Source organism: Pelomonas sp. CA6 (genome assembly GCF_022549225.1).
Classification (GTDB): domain Bacteria; phylum Pseudomonadota; class Gammaproteobacteria; order Burkholderiales; family Burkholderiaceae_C; genus Roseateles.
In genome coordinates this window covers 37229-57926 of record NZ_JAKZFD010000007.1, presented here as the reverse complement: position 1 = coordinate 57926, position 20698 = coordinate 37229, and the positions used below count along the sequence as shown (strand labels likewise).

Genomic DNA, 20698 nt, shown 5'->3' with positions numbered 1-20698 from the left:
CCGCTTCTTCCCCGCACACCATGAACAACACGCTGCGCCAGCAGTTCGAGCGCCTCGCCTTCCGCCTTGCCGAACTGGACACCGTCCTGGCCGATGGCAGCCTCGCGGCCGACATCAAGCGCTACCGCAGCCTCAGCAAGGAGCAGTCCGAGCTGTCCTCGCTGCTGACACAGTACCGCCTCTATGAACAGCGCGAGCGCGACCTGGCCGCCGCGCGCGAGCTGCTGGACAGCGGCGACGCCGAGATGGAGGCGATGGCGCGCGAGGAGATCGCCGCGGCCGAGGCCGACCTGGCGCGGCTGGACCAGGATCTGCAGCTCGCGCTGCTGCCCAAGGATCCCGACGACGAGCGCCCTGCCTTCCTGGAGATCCGTGCCGGCACCGGCGGCGACGAGTCCGCGCTCTTCGCCGGCGACCTGACGCGCATGTACACCCGCTATGCGGACGCGCAGGGCTGGCGCGTCGAGGTGCTGTCCGCCAACGAATCCGATCTGGGCGGCTACAAGGAAATCGTGCTGCGGCTGGACGGCGACGGCGTCTACGGCCGGCTCAAGTTCGAGTCCGGCGGCCACCGCGTGCAGCGCGTGCCCGCCACCGAATCGCAGGGCCGCATCCACACCAGTGCCTGCACCGTGGCCGTGATGCCCGAGCCCGACGAGGCCGAAGAAATCCAGCTCAATCCGGCCGAGCTGCGCATCGACACCTTCCGCGCCAGCGGTGCCGGCGGCCAGCACGTCAACAAGACCGACAGTGCCATCCGCATCACCCATTTGCCCACCGGCCTGGTGGCCGAATGCCAGGACGACCGCAGCCAGCATCGCAACAAGGCCAAGGCCATGGCCGTGCTCGCCGCCCGCCTGCGCGACAAGGACCGTGCCGAGCGTGCCGCCAAGGAAGCCGCGACGCGCAAGAGCCTCATCGGCAGCGGCGACCGCAGCGACCGCATCCGCACCTACAACTTCCCGCAGGGCCGGCTGACCGACCACCGCATCAACCTGACCCTGTACAAGCTGGGCGCCATCATGGACGGCGACCTCGACGACGTGATCCAGGGCCTGCAACGGGCGCAGGCGGCGGAACAGTTGGCGGCGCTGGAGCACTGACCGCCTCTCCTGAAGGGCAGAGCTCCCCGGTCCGGGCATACCCCGGGCCGGTCCCCGGGGGGGGCGCCGACGCACGCGGCCAGGGGCCGCAATCATCGGCAAGAGTCAGCAGGAGTCGGCAGGAGTCCTGGCATGAGGCCCGATGTGGAGTCGAGCCGTACCCGGCGAGCGACTTGAAGCCTGAGCGGTGGAGCTGCTCCCATGGTCGTCGGGCCAGGACTCCGTGCCAAGCGCGGGTCTCGGTCAAATCGCCTTTCAGGCCCTCCTTTTGGTGACTTTTCCTGGGCCCGCAGGAAAAGTTACCCGGCTGCCGGGCCGGGACCCGGCGGGCTTTGCGCGCCGCGCAGCAGAAAGAAACCGCACCAACATCACAATCCAGCCAAAGCCAAAGCCAAAACAAAAGCCTCCCCCTCCGCCATGCCCCCCCACCCCCTCACGCTCCACCAGGCCCTCACCCACGCCCAGCACCGCGGCCTCCCCCGCCAGGAGGCCAACTACCTGCTGCAGGCCTTGCTCAACGTGGACCGCGCCTGGTTGATCCGCCATGACGACCAGGCGCTGACGCCCGAGCAGGCCGCGCGCTTCGAGGACTGGCTGGCGCAACGCCTGGACGAGGTGCCGCTGGCCTATTTGAGCGGCGAGAAGGAGTTCCACGGCCTGCGGCTGCGCGTGACACGCGACACACTGATCCCCCGCCCCGACACCGAGCTGCTGGTGGACTGGGCGCTGGAGCACCTGCAGGCGCTGCCGGCGCAGCCGCGACCGCGCGTGGTCGACCTGGGCACCGGCAGCGGCGCGATCGCGCTGGCCGTGGCCGCCCGCCATCGCGCCGCCGAGCTGCACATGGTGGACCGCAGCGCCGCCGCGCTGGCCGTCGCCGAGGACAACGCGCGCCGACTGGGCCTGCCGGTGCAGGCCCACCTGGGCAGTTGGTTCGAACCGCTGCGCGGCCTGCCGCCCTTTGACCTCGTCCTGAGCAACCCGCCCTATGTGGCGGGCCAGGACCCGCACCTGGCCGCGCTGCGCCACGAGCCGCGCGGCGCGCTGACGCCCGAAGGCGACGGTTTGGCGGATTTGCAACAGCTGGTCCGCGAGGCGCCCGCGCGGCTCAAGCCCGGCGGCTGGCTGCTGCTGGAGCACGGCTGGGACCAGGCCGAGGCGGTCCGCGCCCTCTTGTGCGAACAGGGCTACCAGGCGGTCGAAACACGCCGCGATCTGGGCGATCAGCCGCGCGCCAGTGGCGGGCGCTGGCCCGGCTGAGCCCTTGCGAAGCGCGGCGAACGCCACAATCTGCGCATCAAGCCCCGCAGTCGGGTTCATCTCCCCTGCACAGCCGCCCGGCGGCGGCGTAGCATTGATCGGACCGGTGGGGTGGCGTTCCCCGCCGTTCAAGGAGAACCGCGATGAAGCCCGCTCTCTCTCCATCCCTCGCCCCGGCCGCGCTGATGGCCGCCCTGCTGATGGCCGCGCTGGCCGGCACCGCGACGCCGGTGCGCGCGCAGGGACTGCAGCTCAAACCCCAAGTCCAGAGCGCCTGGCAGGCCCGCGTGCAACTCAGCAGCAGCCAGGACAGCGGACCCGACGGCGTGCTGCGCGGCAGCCGCCTGCTCAGCGCCAACCTGCTGGGCGACTATTACCTGACCGGGTCCGGCCTGGGCCAGAACATCGGCGGCGGCCTGCGCGCCACCGGCGGCCTGTTGCTGGGTCCGCTGTCGCTGACGCAGAGCAGCGCCGGCCTGGCGCTGGGCCGCGGCGCCAGCGTCTCACCCTATCTGTCCGCCAGCCTGCGCAACCTCGGAGGCTGGAGCGCCGGCTCGCCCGCCGATCGCGAGCCCAGCGCCTCGCTGTCCTATGTGGGCCTGGGCTACAGCAGCTATGCGCTGCGCGGTGGCTGGGGCTTCAGCGCCGACCTGGGCGTGATGGCCGGCAGCAGCTACGGGCCTCGCCTGGGTGACCCGCGCGGCCAGGCGCTGGACGACACGCTGCGCGACCTGCGCTTCAAGCCGGTGCTGCAGCTGGGCCTGAGCTACAGCTTCTGAACACGCGCGGGTCCGGGTCCGCGGTTTGCCCGTCACGCGGCGCGGATGCCCGCCGCGCGCGCCGGCCTTTGGACGTGGCCGATAATCCGGGGAGCGCCGGCCAGCCCATCCGACTGACCGCCCCATCCGACCGAGATTCGACCGAGGACAGAAATCCCATGAGCGACGTTCAGCAACGCATCGACGACCTGGTGAAGACCCACCGCGTGATGCTGTTCATGAAGGGCACGGCCCAGTTTCCGATGTGCGGCTTCTCCGGCCGCGCGGTGCAGATCCTGAAGGCCTGCGGCGTGCAGGATCTGTCGACCTTCAACGTGCTGGAGGACGAGGGCGTGCGCCAGGGCATCAAGGAATACGCCAACTGGCCCACCATCCCGCAGCTGTACGTGAACGGCGAGTTCGTCGGCGGCTCGGACATCATGATGGAGATGTACGAGAGCGGCGAGCTGCAGCAGCTGCTGACCCAGGGCTGATGCAGCCGGCCGCAGCACAGCGCCTGGTGGTCGGCATCACCGGCGCCACCGGGGCCGTCTACGGCTTGCAGCTGCTGCGCCGCGCCCGCGCGCTGGGCCTGCAGACCCACCTGATCCTGACGCCGGCCGGCGTGCTCAATGCCCACCATGAACTGGGGCTGACGCGCGCCGAGCTGGAGGCCGAGGCCGACGCGGCCCATGCCCCCGGCGATGTCGGGGCCTGCGTGGCCAGCGGCAGCTTCGCCACCGCCGCGATGGTGGTGGCACCCTGCTCGATGAAGAGCCTGGCGGCCATCGCCCATGGCTTCGGCGACAACCTGCTGACGCGCGCCGCCGACGTCACTCTGAAGGAGCGCCGCCGCCTGATCCTGATGGTGCGCGAGACGCCGTTCAACCTGGCCCATCTGCGCAACATGACGGCCGTGACCGAGATGGGCGGCATCGTCTTCCCGCCGCTGCCGGCCTTCTACCACCACCCCAGCAGCATCGCGCAGATGGTCGACGAGACCGTGGAGCGCGTGCTGGAGCTGGCCGGCGTCGCGGGCGCCGCGCCGCAGGCCTGGAACGGACTGCGACCGGCCTGAACGCCCGCCCGGCGGAGCCAGAGGCACTCAGTCCGGCCAGGCGCGTAGCAGGCGCCGCGTCAGCTCGGCGGCCGGGCCGCCGTGGCTGCCGCTGCAGTTCTGGCCCGCCCACAGCGGCGAGAACTCGTCCGAGCCGCGCGCCTCGGCCGCGGCGCGCAGCGGCGCGATCGCCGCGGTGGCCAGCGGGAAGGCGGGCGGTCCCTCGCCCAGCGGTCCCAGCTCCTGCATCAGCCGGTTCATGATGCCGCGCGCCGGTCGGCCGCTGAACAGATGCGTCAGCGCGGTATGCCGGCGCCGCGTGCTGTCTGCCAGCGCGGCGCGGTGAACCGCGCTGGTCTTGGCTTCGTCGCACAGCAGATAGGCCGTGCCCACCTGCACCGCCGCCGCGCCCAAGGCCCGCGCGGCGCGCACGCCGGCCGCGTCGGCGATGCCGCCGGCGGCGATCACCGGCAGGTCCAGCGTCGCGACCAATTGCGGCAGCAGCGTGAACAGGCCCTGCTGCAGGCTCAGGTCCGGACTGAGGAAATGGCCGCGGTGGCCGCCGGCCTCCAGGCCCTGCGCGATCACCGCGTCAGCGCCATGGTCCTGCAGCCAGACACCCTCTTCCACCGTGGTCGCGCTGGAGAACACCAGCGCGCCGCTGGCCTTCACACGCGCCAGCAGCTCCGGCGCGGGCAGGCCGAAATGGAAGCTGACCACCGCGGGGCGATAGGTCTCGACCAGGGCCAGGGTCTCCTCGCCAAAAGGCTGGCGCCCGGGTCCGGACGGAATGTCGTCGAGCCGCAGCCCCTGCTCGGCGTAATAGCCCGCCAGCAGACCGCGCCAATGGGCCTCGCGCTGCGCGTCCGGCTGTGGCGGCGTGTGCGCGAAGAAATTCAGGTTGAAGGGCTGCGGCGTGCGGTCCTTCAGCATCTCCAGCTGCAGCTTCAGCTGGGCCGGGGTCAGCATCGCCGCGGGCAGCGACCCCAGGGCGCCGGCCTCGCTGACGGCCAGCGTCAGCGCGGCGTCCTGCGAGCCGGCCATGGGCGCCTGGATCACCGGTGCCGCGGCCAACAGAGATTGGAGCCGGTTCATGGAGTCCTCCTTCGCGCGGGCAAGACGCCCAGCATAGTCGCTTCGCGGCGGCATGGCAGCCGCCGCGCGGCCGGGGCCACGCTCACAAGCCCGCTTCGCGCCTGAGCAAAGCTCCCAGCCAGCGCAACCCGCGCCCGAGCAGGCTTTCGCGCTCGCCCTCGATGCGCGCCACGCCCGCCTGCTCGCGCAGCGGCGCCGCGTGCGCCTCGCAGTGCTCCAGCCGCACGCGGAAAGTGGCGGCCAGCGGCACCAGGCCGCGCTCGCGCTGTTCGGCGGCGATCGGTCCGCCGTAGACCGAGGCCAGCACCGGCGCGTCCAGCACCGGCAGGTTCAACGGGTCCACCGGCCCGAGGCGGCAGTTCAGCGCCGCGTGCTCACCGCTGTTGGCGACGAAGCGCACCGGGCTGCCGGCCTTCAATCCGGCCAGCGCCGCCTCGCCCACATAGGCCTCTCCGCGCACGCCCTGCGGCGCGATCAGGTCCAGCAGGCGCTCGCCCTCGGCCACCACCGTGCCGGCGCGCAGCGCCTCGCTGAGGTCGACCGCGCGGCCCGCGAAGGGCGCGCTGAGCACCAGGCGCGCGGCCTGCTGCTGCAGAGCCGCCACCTGCTCCTGCGCCACCGCCCATTGCGTCTTCGCCACCGAGGCGCGCTGCTGCAGCTCCGGATGCAGGGTCTGCTGCGTGGCCTGCCAGGCGAAGTCGCGCTCGCGGGCCTGGGCCAGCGCCAGCTGGGCCTCCAGCTGCGGCGAACGCAGCCGCGCCAGCACCGCGCCGGCCGCGACGGCCTGGCCTTCGCGCACCAGCACCTCCTGGACTTCCGCCGCCGCCGGCGCATAGAGGCCTTGCGACTGCAGCGCGCCCAACACGGCCGGCTCCGAAACCCCGGTGCGCCAGGGCAGCACCAGCACCAGCGCGCCGGCCAGCACGACACCCGCGCTGCGCCGCGTCGCGCGGCCCCAGCGCAACTCGTCGCGCCGCTGCCACCACACCCTCAGCTCGCCGGCGAGCGGGCGCGCGATGAACCAGCCCAGCTCCACCAGCATCAGCAGCAGGCCCAGGGCCTTGAAGAACAGGTGATAGACCAGCAGCGCGATGGACAGGAAGAGCACCAGCCGGTACAGCCAGGTGGCCCAGGCGAACAGCACCAGGCCACGCCGCCGCGCCGCGGGGAAATGCTCGGGCGGCGCATCGTCCAGCCCCAGCAGCGCGCGCCTCAGCTGCCAGCGCGCCAGCGCGAAGGAGCGCTGGTGCAGATTGGGCATGCCCAGCGCATCCGACAGCAGGAAATAGCCGTCGAAGCGCATGAAAGGGCTGGCGTTGATGGCCAGCGTGGCCACCCAGGTGGTGGTCGCGAGCAGGAAGACCCCGGCGCGCAGCGGCCCGTCGGGCAGGAAGCTCCACGCCAGCGTCGCGAAGACGGCCAGCAGCAGCTCGGCGAGCATGCCGGCGCCGCCGATCAGCAGGCGCTGGCGCCGCGAGCGCAGCTTCCAGGCATCGTTGGTGTCGGTGTAGAGCACCGGCAGCATCACCAGGAAGGCCACGCCCATCGCCGGCACGCGGCAGCCGAAGCGACGGGCCGTCAGCGCGTGGCCCAGCTCGTGAAGGATCTTGGCCAGGCTCAGCGACAGGCCGATGCCCAGCGCCGCGCCCAGCCCGCTGTAGGCCGAGAAGGTGTGGGTGAACTCGTCCCAGCGCCGCGACACCAGGCCCAGCGCCAGCAGCAGCACCAGACCCATCGCGCGCCAGAAGCGGGGATGGAAGACGAAAGACAGCAGCGGCGCCAGCCGGTCCAGCAGCGCCTCCGGGCGCAGCAGCGGGACGCGGAAGAACAGGTAGTTTTTCAGCAACCACATCGCCGCGCCGGGTCGGTTGGCCTGGCGCAGGCGCCACAGCCAGTCGCTCTGCTCGACCGTGGCGGCCTGCAGCAGCTGGTGGCGGGACAGGAAGAGGATGAGCGCGTCGACATCGTCCTCGTCCAGCCGCAGCGTGGTCTGCGCGTGGACCGCCCGCAGCAGCGCCGGCACCTCGCCCAGCGACCAGCGCGACAGCAGCTCGAAGCTGTCCCAGCCGAGCTCGTAGAAACGGTTGGCACAGGGGTCGTGCAGCGTCCAGCTGGGCGAGCCGTCGGCCTGCACCGGCCCGGGGTGCAGGGTCAGCTCCTGGCGCAGCGCGGGCAGCTTGCGGGCGCTCACCGGGCGCCCCCGCGCCAGGCCTGCCCGTGGGCGGCGGTCCGGCTCGCCATGCTCACCATCCCAGCCACTGGCGCAGCGCGGTCAGGGGCCGGCGCAGCGCATGGTAGGCCAGCGGCACCCAGCGGCCCTGGATGCGCGCCGTGCCCATCTGCCCCAGCCGCGGCGTCGCGCCGTCGAGAAAGCGGGCCTGGATGCGATAGGCCAGCAGGCCGCCCTCGACCGGCTCGGCGCGGTAGGCCACACGCAGGATTTCGGCTTCGTAGGACTGCAGCGGCGAGGCGTTGGGATAGAGCGTGAGGCGTCCGCCCGGCGCCACGTCGATCGCCTCGGCGGCGGGCATCCAGGCGGCCAGCTCGACGCGCGCCGGATCGGCCAGCGTCATCACCTTCTCGCCCACCACCACGGCCTTGCCCTGCCAGTCGTTGCGGTCCGAGAAGACCACCACGCCGGCCCCGGGGGCGTTGACCTGCAGGCGCTTGAGCTCGCGGCCGGTGAACTCGGCGGCGATGCTCTTCTCTTCCAGCTTGGCGCGCTCCTGCGCCATCGCCAGCTTGCCCTTGTCATCGGTCACCGCAAGCTGGGCACTGGCGCGGAAGCTCTCCTGCGCGGCCTCGCGTTCGCGCGCGGCGAGCGCGTACTGCCCGGTCAGCGAGGTGGCGTCGAGCTCGAACAGCGGGTCGCCGGCCTTGACCGGCTGGTTGGGACTCACATGGATGCGGTCGATCACGCCGCTCAGCGGCGCGCGCAGCAGCTGCGGGTCCTGCGCCACCACCTCGCCGCGCGCCAGCACGCTCAGCCGCACCGGCATCAGCGCCAGCACCAGCAGGGCCGCCAGCAGCCAGCGGCGCCGCGGCCCGCGCAGCCACTGCGCCAGCAGTTCGCGCCAGTTGCGCCGCGGCGCAAAGCGCAGCAGCGCATGGCCATAGCCATGCGCCAGCTCGGCGGCGAGCTTGAGTTCGTAATCGCTCCAGGGCTGCTCGCGCGCCAGCAGCAGCGCGCCCTGCCCGCCCAGCGGCAGCCACAGCGCCTGCGCCGGCAGCGCGCTGGCCCATTCGGCGCTCAGCGCCTCGGGCAGATGATCGGCCTGCAGCCGGCGCGGCTCGGCGCTCGCGCCCGCCTCCGCGGCCAGATGGCGGAACAGGCGGCCCAGATACTGCACATAGGGCGCGGTCGGGTCCAGCTCGGCCAGCCCCGACAAGGCGCCCACATGGCGGTGCAGCCCCTCGCGCCATAGCGCGGCCTGGCGATAGCTCAGCAGCTGCTGGCTCTCGTTGACGGCGACAAAGCCCAGCTGCTCGGCGCTCTGCGCCTCGCGGGCACGGCGCAGCAGCTGCAGCAGGGTGGCCAGCTCCCGGCTGCGGTCCATGGATACCGTCATGCCAATCTACTTGAAGCTGGCCCAGCCGCTCATGCCCGGCAGCAGCGCCGGCGCCGCGCCGTCCACTACGCCGACCGCGAGCACGGACTGGCTCACCGGGTCAATCTGCGCGCCCAGGCGTTCGATGCGCGCCGGGAAGCTGCTGCCCAGCTCATCCACCGCCACCGTGAAGCGGCTGCCTGGCTTGAGCTGCGCCAGCCACTTGGACGGCACCAGCATGCGCAGCTCCAGCGGACCGGCATCGACGATGTCCAGCACCGGGTTGCCCGGGCTCACGTACTGGTGCACGGCCGCGACGCGGCGCGCCACGCGGCCGGCGAAGGGCGCGTAGATCGCGCACTTGTTCACCACCGTCTTCATGTAGCTGAGCTCGGCTGCGGTCTCCTTGGCGCGGCCCTGGGCCTGGGTGGTTTCCAGCGTGCCGGCGGAGTTGAGCTTGACCAGCTGCTGGTTGACCTCCAGCAGCTGGCTGGCCGCCTCCTGTGCGGCCTGGGCCTTGGCGAGCTGGGCGCGGTAGCTGTCGCAGTCGAATTCGACCAGCACCTGGCCTTTGCGGAAGCCGCCGCCCTCGGGCACCGGCAGCGACGCGATCTTCGCCGACAGCTCGCCCGACAGCGTGACCGCCTGGCGCGCCATCAGCTGCACGCGGATGCGGCCATCGTTGGCCGCCGCCGGCGCCGCGGCGGGTGGCGGAGCGGGTGGCGCGGCCAGCGCGCTCGCCGCACCCAGCGCCACCAGCGCGCCGCCCAGGGCCTTCATCAGCGCGCCGCGGGCGGCCGCCTGACGGATGCGGCCGCTCATTGCACCTGCGCGGTCTGCCGCGCCGCCATGTCGAGGGCGCCCGCCGTCAGCTCATAGCCGGTGGGGTGGCCGGGTTTGGGGTCCAGCCCCAGGCTGGCGCCCATCTGCCCGTAGGCGTTCTGCAGGCTGCCATAGGCCTGGTAGAAGCGCAGCGACGAGAACACCGCGTTGGCGTCGGCCAGGATGGCCGGCAGGCGGCCCTGCACGCCGCTGTCGCTGGCATTGCGGTTCTGCACGTAGATGCGCTGTTCGACCTCGCTCAATTCCTTTTCCAGGCCGAACTGGAGGCTGCGACCCTGCAGCTCCAGATAGGCCACGTTCACCTGGGTCAGCACGGCCATGTTGAGCGCCAGACGCTGCGCCTTGGCGACGTCCAGCTGGGCCTTCGCGGCCTGCTTGATCGGGCCGGCGCTGAACAGGTTCAGCAGGTTCCAGCTCACCCGCAGCCCGGCGTCACTCCAGGACTTGTTGACCAGGAACTTGTTGCTGTCATGGTGCGTGCCGACGCTGAACTCCAGCCCGGGCAGCAGCTTGGCGATGGCCTTGCGGGTTTCGACCGTGCCGATGCGCTCGTTGTAGCGCGCCTCCTGCAGCTCGGGGCGGTTCAGCAGCGCCAGCTCCTCCATCTGCTCCAGCTTGAGGTTCAGCACCGGCACCGGCATGCTCTCCGGCACCGCCACCTGGAACTGCGTGCCGGGCGTCACGTTCATCAGCGCGGCCAGCTTGGGCTTGGCCTGGGCCATGGAGCTGCGGATCATGCCCATCTGCCGCACCACGTCCAGCAGCTGGCGGCGGTAGTTCAGCGATTCCAGCGGCGAGCGCAGCTTCTGCTGCTCCACCTGGCGCGCGTCTTCCAGCGCCTTGTGGGCTTCGACCAGCAGCGCGTCGATGCGGCCTTCCAACTGCTGCGCGCCGACGGCCTGCCACCAGGCCTCGCGCACCTGGTGGATCAGCTGCTGCGCCACCTTGCGCTTGCGCTGCTCCAGGATCAGCAGACGGTCGGACTGTTGCTGCGCCGAGTAATAGCTGACGCCGAAGTCCAGCACGTTCCAGCTCAGCGTCAGGTCGCCGTTCTGGGTGTTGCGCTCGGTGGAGATCGACGGCACCAGCGACTGCTGGCCGGTCGCCACGTTCTGCGAGGACGAGGCGTTGTCGTTGTCGCGGCCGCGATAGCCGGCGGCCAGCGCCAGCTTGGGCAGCATCTCCACGCTGGAGAGGTCCAGCTGGCGCTGCGCCAGCGCCTCTTCCATCAGCTTGACGCGGTAGTCCAGGTTGTGGCGCAGCGCGCGCTCCATGGCCTGCTCCAGCGTCACCGGTCCGCTCAGCGGTTCCTGCGCCCCGAACATGGCTTGGCGGTCCGTCTCCAGCGTGGCCTTGCTTTCGGCGCTGGCGATGGGTTGCGGCGTGACCGCGCAGCCGGCCAATACCAAGGCGGTCGCCACGGCGGTCAAAGCCGGAACGCGGCGGAACGCTCCCCCTGTTGTTTGTTGCTTGTTGTTCATGCGGGTCTCTGTGGTGGACATGGGAATGGGTGGCGATGGCGGGCTCAGCCCGTCAGCTCTTCGGATTGCAGCCATTGCGCCACCTGATTTTCGAAAGCCTGTTGCCCATGCTGGCGGAACTGCTGCTGCAACGCCTCCTTGCCCAGCACCGATGGCGCGTGGGGCCGGTCCGGGCTTGCCTGCTGGGCAGGCGGGCCGACCTTCAGCTCCAGCTGCGAAACGCTGCGGTTGCCGGCCGGGTCGCGCACAGTCAGCTCCAGCCGCAGTGTTTCGTCCAGATCCTGCGGCGGGCTGCCGCTGAAATGGCCAGTCCGGGCGTCGAAAGACAGCCAGGCCGGCAGCGGGCGGCCGTTGGCCTGGCGCACTTGGATCGCCAGGCCCGAGCGGCCATCGCGCGGGGCGATGGCATCGGGCGGCAGGCCCTGGGCGGAGCCCTGGCTCACGCGCGCCTCCTGGCGGTCCGGATCGGGCGCAAGCCGCGGTGCCTCGGCGGCGGGGGACGCCGGCGCCGGAGTGGCGGCCACCGGCAGCGGTATGACATCGAACGGCCCCATCGACACCACGTGGAAGCGATCCTGGCCCAGCAACGCTGACCGGCCCACATGGTCGGGATGGCCCAGTTCGGCCAGCACCGGGGGAGCCACGATCTCCGTCAACAGCCTGGAATGACCGAGGCCGGCCAGGGCATCCAGGAGCGCGGACGGCATCGGGCCCAAGTCGGACAGCACCGCGACGGGGCTCCGGATCGGTTCCGCCTCCTGTCGAGAGAGCGGCACGACAGGGGTGTAGACCTGATACGCCGGAGCCAGCACACGCTGGGCATTGCGGTTGCCGGCCACGTCGGCCACCGCGTCGGCCTTCAGCGCGATCGCCAGATCGCCATCGCCATGCACGCCCGTCAGCGTCACGACATAGCGGCCTTCGCTGATTTTTTCGATGGAGGCGATACGGCCCTGAGCCGTCCCCGAGCTCACCAGCTCCAGCGCCTCGGTCGCGAGCCCGCTCAGCGGCTTGCTGAAGACCAGCTCGTAGCTCAGTGTGTCGGCACTGGTCATGCGTTCGCCAAGCGCCTGCACCGACTGCAGCCGCGGTGCCACCGTGTCCATGGTGATGCCCAGCGAAGCGGCCGGGGCACTCACATTGCCGGCGGCGTCGGTGGCGCTCGCGCTCAGGTCGTGCCGACCGTCGACCAGCGCCGCGTTCAGCGCATAACGCCAGACGCCGCGGCTGTCGGCCATCGTCGTGCCCACCGCCACACCGTCGACGATCACCGTCACCCGGCTGCCCGCCTCGGCCGTGCCCACGATCACCGGCTGCGGATGGCGCGTGACGCCATCGCTGTGGCTGCTGCCGGTGTCCGTGTCCGCGCTCAGGCCCGTCACCACGGGCGCATTCGGCGCACGGGTGTCCACCGTGACCGATCCCGCCGACGACGGCACGCTGACATTGCCTGCCGCATCGGTGGCGGTGGCCTGCAGCCCATGAGTTCCATCGGCCAGCGCCGTGCTGAGCGCATAACGCCAGGCACCGCTGTCATCGGCCATCGCCGTGCCCACGGCCACGCCGTCCACGTAGACGGTCACCGTGCTTCCGGCTTCGGCGGTGCCGACGACCACGGGGCGGGCGTTGCCGGTCAGGCCATCACTGGAACTGCTGCCGGTGTCCGTGGCGGGGCTCAGGCCGGTCACCACCGGTGCGTTCGGCGCCACGCTGTCCACGGCCAGGGTGCGCGTCAGCGACGGCGCACTGACATTGCCCGCCGCATCGGTCGCGACGGCGCTCAGGCTGTGCCGGCCATCGGCCAGCGCCGTGTTCAGCGCGTAGCTCCACGCACCGCGGCCATCGGCCGTCGTCGTGCCCACGGCCACGCCATCCACGTAGACCGTGACCGTGCTCCCGGCTTCGGCGGTGCCGACGATCACGGGGCGGGCGTTGCCGGTCAGGCCATCACTGGAACTGCTGCCGGTGTCCGTGGCGGGGCTCAGGCCGGTCACCACCGGTGCGCCCGGCGCCACGCTGTCCACGGCCAGGGTGCGCGTCGCCGACGGCGCACTGACATTGCCCGCCGCATCGGTCGCGACGGCGCTCAGGCCGTGCCGGCCATCGGCCAGCGCCGTGCTCAGCGCATAACGCCACGCACCACTGCCATCGGCCATCGTCGTGCCCACGGCCAGGCCGTCCACGTAGACCGTCACCGTGCTCCCGGCCTCGGCCGTGCCCACGATCACCGGCTGCGTATTGGCCGTGATGCCGTCGCTGGCGCTGCTGCCCGTGTCCGTCGCGCTGCTCAAGCCGGTCACCACCGGCGCGTTGGGCGCGGCCGTGTCCACCGTGATCGACCGCACCGCCGACGGGCCGCTGACATTGCCCGAGACATCGGTCGCCGTCGCGCGCAGGCTGTGGTGGCCGTCGGCCAGCGCCGTGCTCAACGCATAGCGCCACGCACCGCTGCCATCGGCCGTCGTCGTGCCCACGGCCACGCCGTCCACGTAGACGGTTACCGTGCTGCCCGCCTCGGCCGTGCCCACGATCACCGGCTGGTTGTTGCCGGTCAGGCCATCGCTGGCGTTGCTGCCCGTGTCCGTCGCGCTGCTCAAGCCGGTCACCACCGGCGCATTGGGCGCGGCCGTGTCCACCGTGATCGACCGCGCCACCGACGGTCCGCTGACGTTGCCCGAAACATCGGTCGCCGTCGCGCGCAGGCTGTGGTGGCCGTCCGCCAGCGCCGTGCTCAGCGAATAGCTCCAGGCGCCACTGCCATCGGCCGTCGTCGTGCCCACGGCCACGCCGTCCACGTAGACGGTTACCGTGCTGCCCGCCTCGGCCGTGCCCACGATCACCGGCTGGTTGTTGCCGGTCAGGCCATCGCTGGCGCTGCTGCCCGTGTCCGTCGCGCTGCTCAAGCCGGTCACCACCGGCGCGTTGGGCGCGGCCGTGTCCACCGTGATGCTGCGTGTCGCGGACAGGCCGCTGACATTGCCCGAGACATCGGTCGCCGTCGCGCGCAGGCTGTGGTGGCCGTCGGCCAGCGCCGTGCTCAGCGCATAGCTCCAGGCGCCGCTGCCATCGGCCGTCGTCGTGCCCACGGCCAGGCCGTCCACGTAGACCGTCACCGTGCTCCCGGCCTCGGCCGTGCCCACGATCACCGGCTGCGTATTGGCGGTGATGCCATCGCTGGCGCTGCTGCCCGTGTCCGTCGCGCTGCTCAAGCCGGTCACCACCGGCGCGCTGGGCGCGGCCGTGTCCACCGTGATGCTGCGTGTTGCGGACTGGCCGCTGACATTGCCCGCAACATCGGTCGCCGTCGCGCGCAGGCTATGGTGGCCGTCCGCCAGCGCCGTGCTCAGCGCATAGCGCCACGCGCCACTGCCATTGGCCGTCGTCGTGCCCACGGCCACGCCGTCCACGTAGACCGTCACCGTGCTCCCGGCCTCGGCCGTGCCCACGATCACCGGCTGGTTGTTGCCGGTCAGGCCATCGCTGGTGCTGCTGCCCGTGTCCGTCGCGCTGCTCAAGCCGGTCACCACCGGCGCGTTGGGCGCGGCCGTGTCCACCGTGATGTTGCGCACCGCCGATGGCGCACTGACGTTGCCCGCCGCGTCCGTCGCCATCGCGCGCAGGCTGTGGTTGCCGTCCGCCAGCGCCGTGCTCAGCGCATAGCTCCACGCGCCGCTGCCATTGGCCGTCGTCGTGCCCACGGCCACGCCGTCCACGTAAACCGTCACCGTGCTCCCGGCCTCGGCGGTGCCCACAATCACCGGCTGGTTGTTCCCAGTCAGGCCGTCATTGGCGCTGCTGCCCGTGTCCGTGCTCGGGCTCAGCCCCATCACCACCGGCACATTGGGCGCGGCCGTGTCCACCGTGATGCTGCACGCGGTCGATGGACCACTGACGTTGCCCGCCAGGTCCGTGGCCGTCGCGCGCAGGCTGTGGTGGCCGTCCGCCAGTGCGGTGCTCAGCGCATAGCTCCACGCGCCGCTGCCATTGGCCGTCGTCGTGCCCACGGCCACGCCGTCCACGTAGACGGTTACCGTGCTCCCGGCCTCGGCCGTGCCCACGATCACCGGCTGGTTGTTGCCGGTGATGCCATCGCTGGCGCTGCTGCCCGTGTCCGTCGCGCTGCTCAGCCCCGTCACCACCGGGGCATTCGGCGAGGCCGTGTCCACCGTGATCGACCGCGCCGCCGACAGGCCGCTGACATTGCCCGAAACATCGGTCGCCGTCGCGCGCAGGCTGTGGTGGCCGTCCGCCAGCGCCGTGCTCAGCGCATAGCTCCACGCGCCGCTGCCATTGGCCGTCGTCGTGCCCACGGCCACGCCGTCGACATAGACCGTCACCGTGCTCCCGGCCTCGGCCGTGCCCACGATCACCGGCTGGTTGTTGCCCGTCGTGCCATCGCTGGTGCTGCTGCCCGTGTCCGTCGCGCTGCTCAAGCCGGTCACCATCGGCGCGTTGGGCGCGGCCGTGTCCACCGTGATGTTGCGCGCGGTCGATGGACCACTGACGTTGCCCGCCAGGTCCGCGGCCGTCGCGCGCAGGCTGTGGCTGCCGTCCGCCAGTGCGGTGCTCAGCGCATAGCTCCACGCACCGCTGCCATTGGCCGTCGTCGTACCCACCGCCACGCCGTCCACGTAGACGGTCACCGTGCTGCCCGCTTCAGCCGTGCCCACGATCACCGGTTGGTTGTTGCCCGTGAGGCCGTCGCTGGCGCTGCTGCCGGTATCGGTCGCGCTGCTCAGCCCCGTCACCACGGGGGCATTCGGCGAAGCTGTGTCCACCGTCACCTGCAACGATGCGGACGGCGCGCTGTTGACGCCACCCAGGCTGGCCTGGACCAGGATCGCATGGGTGCCGTCATTCAACGGCGTGGCAAAGCTGTAGCTCCAGGCCCCCGACCCGTTGGCTAGCGTGGTGTCCACCGCCACGCCATCGACATAGATCGTCACCAGACTGCCGGCCACCGCCGTGCCGGCCACCGTGGGCGCGTTGTTGCCCGTGATGCCATCGCTGGCGCTGCTGCCAGTGTCGGTGCCCGCCGTCAGCCCCGCAATGCCGGGCGCCGGCAGCGCCATCGCCACGCTGCGGCTCACCGCCGCGCTGGTCTTGCTGCCATCGTTGACCTCCATGCTGAAGGTGCGCGTGGCCATGTTGGGCGTGGCTGCCGTGTCCGTGTAGCTCACCGCGCGCAGCGCCGCCTGCCATTGCGCCAGTGTCGCCGTCGCGCCGCTGGAGGTCAGCGTCAGCACGCCCGTGCCGGCGTTGTAGCTGGCCACGATGTTGCCGTACAGCGTGCTGTTGTTGTTGACGAAGCCCAGCACGTCTTCGCCACTGTGGAAGTTGCCGCTGATGGCCACCCGCGCGCTGGCCAGCGTGCTGCTGTCGCGGTCGCTCAGCGTCAGGCCGCCGTCGACCGGCACGGCCGCACCGCCCACCGTGAAGCTGCCCGAACCACCGCTGGCCCCCAGGATGGGCGTCTGGTCGGTGGCCGCCACGGTCAGCGTCCGGGTCGCCACCGCGCTGTCCTTGACCCCGTCGTTGACCTGGAAGCTCAGCGTGCGCGTCGCCGTGTTGGGCGTGACCGCCGTGTCCGTGTAGCTCACCGCGCGCAGCGCCGCCTGCCACTGCGCCAGCGTCGCCGTGCCGCCCGCCGAGCTCAGCGTCAGCACGCCCGTGGCCGCGTTGTAGCTGGCCACGATGTTGCCGTAGCTCGTGCTGTTGGTGTTGCTGAACGCCAGCACGTCCTGGCCGCTCTGGAAGTTGCCCGTGATGGACACCCGCGCACTGAGCAGCGTGCTGCTGTCCAGGTCCGACACGGTGATGCCCGAATCCACGAGCACCGGCGTCGACGCGGTGTTGTCGCCCGCCGTGAACGCCGCGCTGCCGCCACTGGTCGTTGCGATGGGCGTCTGGTCGGTGGCCGCCACGCTGACGCTGCGGCTCACCACCGCGCTGCTCTTGGTGCCGTCGTTGACCTGGAAGCTCACCGTGCGCGTCGCCGTGTTGGGCGTCACCGCCGTGTCCGTGTAGCTCACCGCGCGCAACGCCGCCTGCCACTGCGCCAGCGTCGCCGTCGCACCGCTGGACGTCAGCGTCAGTACGCCAGTGCCCGCGTTGTAGCTGGCCACGATGTTGCCGTAGGTGGTCGCGCTGCTGTTGCTGAAGCCCAGCAGGTCCTGGCCGCTCTGGAAGTTGCCGGTGATGCTCACCGTGGCGCTGGCCAGCGTCGCGTTGTCCAGGTCGCTGAGCGTCAGCCCCGGGTCCACCGCCACCGGCGTGGACGCCGCGTTGTCGCCCGCCGTGAACGCCGCGCTGCCGCCACTGCTCGTCGCGATGGGCGTCTGGTCCACCGGCGTCACCGTCACGCTGCGCACGACCGTGGCGCTCGGATCGCTGCCGTTGTTGACCTGGAAGCTGATCGTGCGCGTCGCCGCCTGGGGCGTGACCGCTGTGTCTGTATAGGTCACCGCGCGCAGCGCCGCCTGCCATTGCGCCAGCGTGGCGGTGCTGCCCGCCGACGTCAGCGTCAGCACGCCGGTTCCAGCGTTGTAGCTGGCGACGATGTTGCCGTAGGTCGTGCTGTTGGTGTTGCTGAACGCCAGCACGTCCTCGCCGGCTTGGAAGTTGCCGCTGATGCGCACCGTACCACTGGCCAGCGTCGAACTCGCCGCGTCGGTCACGGTGATGCCACCGTCCACCACCACCGGCGTCGACGCGGTGTTGTCGCCCGCCACGAAGGCCGCGCTGCCGCCGCTGGTCGTCACCACCGGCACCACCGCCACGCGCACCGTGGACGCCAGCGCCAGCACGGTGGTGTCCACGCCGCCATTGCTGGTGCCGCCGCTGTCCTTCACGCTGGTCAGTGTCACCACGCGGTTGCCCTGCGTCGCATTGGCATTGCTGTCGCGGTAGGTGATGCCGTTGATCACGCTGGCGGCGGTGCTGCCCGAAATGCCGCTGCTGGTGAGGCTCACCGTGGCCGTGCCGCCGCTGACCGAGACCGTCACGCTCAGCCCGTTGCCGCTGGTCGTCACCGAGTTGCCGTTGACCAGCGCGACGTTGCTGCCGTCCACCGACAGGATTTCGCTGCTGCCGTCCAACAGCCCCGACACGCTCAGCGTCAGTGCCGTCACGCTCTGGCTCGCCTCCACCGCGCTCACGCTGGCGCCGCTGAACACCGTCACCGCCGCGCCGTTCATCGTGAAGGTCGGGTTGCTGGCCGTCGCGCTCGCCGTCGGCGCATCGTTGACCGCCGCGATCGCCACCGTCACGTTGGCCGAGCCGGTGCCGCCGCGCCCGTCGTTGACGCTCACGTTGATGGTGCGCGTCGCAGCGGAAGGATCGTTGGTGTTGCTGTTGCTGTAGGTCAGCGCGCGGACCAGGGTCGCGACCCGGGGCGGCGTGGCGTTGCTGCCGAAGCTGATGACCAGGTCATGGCCATTGAGGCCATCGCCATTGCTCGCGATCACGCCGACCGTCACACCGCCCACCAAGACCGCGCTGCCCACGTTGGTGCCGTTGCTCAGCGACACGGTGCCGCTGGTGTCCACGCCCAGCACGTCCTGGCTGGCCTGGCCGTTGGCCGATACATGCACCGTCAGGTTGCCGTTGTTGAAATTGGGCGTGTCGCTGTCGGTCACCGTTGCCGCGGTGTTGACGTCCAGCTTCACCGGCCCCCCCTTCTCGGTAAAGGTGGCGCTGTCACCGTTGAGGTTGCCCAGCACCGGCGCGGCGTCGGCCGCCACCGTCAAGGTCTTGGTCACCGCAAGGCTGGTGCTGAGGCCATCATTGATCGCGAAGCTGATGGTGCGATTGCCGGTGTTGGGCGACAGCGAACTGTCCTGGTAGGTCACGGCGCGCAGCGCCGCCTGCCACTGCGCCAGCGTGGCGGTCTTGCCCGCGGAACTCAGCGACAGCACACCCGTGCCACTGTTGTAGCTGGCCACGATGTTGCCGTAGGTCGTGCTGTTGTTGTTGACGAAAGCCAGCACGTCCTCGCCGCTGCGGAAGTTGCCGGTGATGGACACCGTCGCGCTGGCCTGGGTGCTGCTGTCGGAGTCGCTCAGCGTGATGCCGTTGTCCACCACCACCGGGGTGCCCGTGCCGCTGCTGTAGGCGCTGGCGCCGCCGCTGGCGGTCAGCGTCGGCGCGAAGCCGAAGTCGATGGCATCGATAGCCCCGATGCCAATCAAGCCCAATACGGAATGACCATTGACCGCTGTCACCTGGAACGAATCGATGCCCTGGAACGCGGCATTGCCGGAGACATTGAAGACGACGAAGGGGGCGTTGTTCTGAACCGCGTCTCCGACGTTCAAAACCAGCACCGCGCCGGACACCGCCTGGCCATTGGCATAGCCGACCAGCTGGAGATTGCCCCCCGTGATGCCGCCGTCATAGCCGCTGACCACCACGCCGATCGAGTTCAGCGTGAAGCGGCTGCCGTCATTCGGTTTGCCCCCCATGTAGGCAATGGGAATCGAGCCGTCGGTGGTGAAATTCACCGTCGTGATCGAGACCGAGCCGAGCTTCGAGACGTCCACGGTCTGGCTGCCGTTGAAGTTCGCGCCCAGTTGCATCGTGAAGTCCCAACCGTTCACATCGGGAATGACGTACGAGGAAGTCCCCGCCGGAAGCCCGTAGTTGGCACCATCCCTGTTGCCGAAGTCCGTGACGCCCGTGATCGGCCGCGTCAGCAAGGCGTCATAGCCCAGATCCAACCCAGCCACGTCGATCGGCCCGCTGCTGCGCTCCAGCGTCCAGTTGCCCCCCAGCCGCGCCGCGCCGGTCGCGTCCGTCGACGCCGCCACGTCCGCCTGCGTGTAGCGCGCCAGCGCGCCCACGAAGGCCGCGCCCGTGCTGCCCGCGCCGATGCTGCAGCCGTACAGCAGGATGTCGCCATCCTGCGTCAGCGCCTGGCCGATGGCCCTCAGCTCCGCCTGGCGGCCGTCCAGCGCGGCCGTCGTCAGGTCGGTGCTGCCGAGGATCAGGTCTCCGCTCTGCCCGTGAGAGAGGATGTGGATCGCCGCATAGCCCTGGTGGGTCTTCGCCCAGTCGGCGATCTGGCCCAGCCCATCGCGCCCGGGCTGCAGCACCACCAGGTCCATGCCCGGCGGAATCTGGGCCAGCAGGTTGCGGTACTGCGCCACGCTGGCGTCGACGAAGACCACCTGCTTCTGATCCGCCGGGCGGGCGGTCAGCGCGGCCAGGGCCTCGCGCGCGTCGGCCAGACGTTCGGCCTGCGGCGCGCGTGCCGCCGCCTCGACCGCGGCGCGCTCCGCCACCGAGTGCAGCGCATCGCCCTGCACCTGCGCCGCCGTGGCCGCCAGCGCGCCGTCGAACATCACGCGCGGCTCCAAGGCCTGCATGCGCAGCCGGGAGCGAGCGGTCGCCGTCTTGCTGCTGTCCTGCTGTGCGCGCTTGCTCGCCTTATTCCAGATCGCCACGGTTCGCTCTCCCCCGATGCCGGCAAATTGAGGAGGCCGCACGCTAGCACGCAGCCCTGCCGCTCCTGGGGGTGGACATGAGCACTCGGCCCGTTCCGGGCGGGGCGTCT

The 20698-nt window shown here is 71.0% G+C and carries 11 protein-coding genes; 5 read left to right on the top strand and 6 right to left on the bottom strand.

The features are described 5' to 3' along the window. Positions 1 to 20 precede the first annotated feature (20 nt). The 5 genes from prfA (at position 21) to LZ017_RS12915 (ending at position 4199) form a co-directional block, all read left to right on the top strand. Positions 21 to 1103 (top strand): peptide chain release factor 1, encoded by a 1083-nt coding sequence (prfA, locus tag LZ017_RS12935; protein WP_241397247.1) that lies wholly within the window; start codon positions 21 to 23, stop codon positions 1101 to 1103. A 417-nt stretch (positions 1104 to 1520) separates the two neighbouring features. Next, complete coding sequence (gene prmC, locus LZ017_RS12930; RefSeq protein ID WP_241397246.1) at positions 1521 to 2363, top strand: peptide chain release factor N(5)-glutamine methyltransferase; 843 nt, start codon at positions 1521 to 1523, stop codon at positions 2361 to 2363. 143 nt (positions 2364 to 2506) lie between these two features. Next, positions 2507 to 3142, top strand: coding sequence for a hypothetical protein (locus LZ017_RS12925; RefSeq protein ID WP_241397245.1), 636 nt, complete (start codon positions 2507 to 2509; stop codon positions 3140 to 3142). Between the two features lie 158 nt (positions 3143 to 3300). Then, positions 3301 to 3615, top strand: coding sequence for a Grx4 family monothiol glutaredoxin (gene grxD, locus LZ017_RS12920; RefSeq protein ID WP_241397244.1), 315 nt, complete (start codon positions 3301 to 3303; stop codon positions 3613 to 3615). Next, positions 3615 to 4199, top strand: coding sequence for a UbiX family flavin prenyltransferase (locus LZ017_RS12915; RefSeq protein ID WP_241397243.1), 585 nt, complete (start codon positions 3615 to 3617; stop codon positions 4197 to 4199). The genes grxD and LZ017_RS12915 overlap by 1 nt, the downstream gene beginning before the upstream one ends. 27 nt (positions 4200 to 4226) lie before the next feature. Here LZ017_RS12915 and LZ017_RS12910 read toward each other — a convergent pair whose 3' ends face one another. The 6 genes from LZ017_RS12910 to LZ017_RS12885 form a co-directional block, all read right to left on the bottom strand. Beyond that, a complete protein-coding gene (locus LZ017_RS12910; protein WP_241397242.1) occupies positions 4227 to 5273 on the bottom strand; it encodes a nitronate monooxygenase family protein in 1047 nt (348 codons plus the stop codon). A gap of 82 nt (positions 5274 to 5355) precedes the next feature. Then, positions 5356 to 7464: an HlyD family efflux transporter periplasmic adaptor subunit gene (locus tag LZ017_RS12905; protein ID WP_241397241.1), complete on the bottom strand. Its 2109-nt coding sequence runs from the start codon at positions 7462 to 7464 to the stop codon at positions 5356 to 5358. A gap of 52 nt (positions 7465 to 7516) precedes the next feature. Then, positions 7517 to 8842 carry an efflux RND transporter periplasmic adaptor subunit gene (locus tag LZ017_RS12900; protein ID WP_241397240.1) on the bottom strand — a complete coding sequence of 442 codons (1326 nt, stop codon included), beginning with the start codon at positions 8840 to 8842 and terminating at the stop codon, positions 7517 to 7519. Positions 8843 to 8848: 6 nt separating this feature from the next. After that, on the bottom strand, positions 8849 to 9643 hold the full coding sequence (locus LZ017_RS12895) for an efflux RND transporter periplasmic adaptor subunit (RefSeq protein ID WP_241397239.1): 795 nt from the start codon (positions 9641 to 9643) through the stop codon (positions 8849 to 8851). Beyond that, positions 9640 to 11085: a TolC family protein gene (locus LZ017_RS12890; RefSeq protein ID WP_241397238.1), complete on the bottom strand. Its 1446-nt coding sequence runs from the start codon at positions 11083 to 11085 to the stop codon at positions 9640 to 9642. The genes LZ017_RS12895 and LZ017_RS12890 overlap by 4 nt, the downstream gene beginning before the upstream one ends. Before the next feature lie 104 nt (positions 11086 to 11189). Next, positions 11190 to 20588, bottom strand: a complete 9399-nt coding sequence (locus tag LZ017_RS12885; RefSeq protein ID WP_241397237.1) for an Ig-like domain-containing protein — start codon at positions 20586 to 20588, stop codon at positions 11190 to 11192. Positions 20589 to 20698 lie beyond the last annotated feature (110 nt).

Bases quoted from the DNA above. Each gene is read 5' to 3' on its own strand.
- prfA (WP_241397247.1), top strand. From the start codon at position 21: ATGAACAACACGCTGCGCCAGCAGTTCGAGCGCCTCGCCTTCCGCCTT.
- prmC (WP_241397246.1), top strand. From the start codon at position 1,521: ATGCCCCCCCACCCCCTCACGCTCCACCAGGCCCTCACCCACGCCCAG.
- LZ017_RS12925 (WP_241397245.1), top strand. From the start codon at position 2,507: ATGAAGCCCGCTCTCTCTCCATCCCTCGCCCCGGCCGCGCTGATGGCC.
- grxD (WP_241397244.1), top strand. From the start codon at position 3,301: ATGAGCGACGTTCAGCAACGCATCGACGACCTGGTGAAGACCCACCGC.
- LZ017_RS12915 (WP_241397243.1), top strand. From the start codon at position 3,615: ATGCAGCCGGCCGCAGCACAGCGCCTGGTGGTCGGCATCACCGGCGCC.
- LZ017_RS12910 (WP_241397242.1), bottom strand. From the start codon at position 5,273: ATGAACCGGCTCCAATCTCTGTTGGCCGCGGCACCGGTGATCCAGGCG.
- LZ017_RS12900 (WP_241397240.1), bottom strand. From the start codon at position 8,842: ATGACGGTATCCATGGACCGCAGCCGGGAGCTGGCCACCCTGCTGCAG.
- LZ017_RS12895 (WP_241397239.1), bottom strand. From the start codon at position 9,643: ATGAGCGGCCGCATCCGTCAGGCGGCCGCCCGCGGCGCGCTGATGAAG.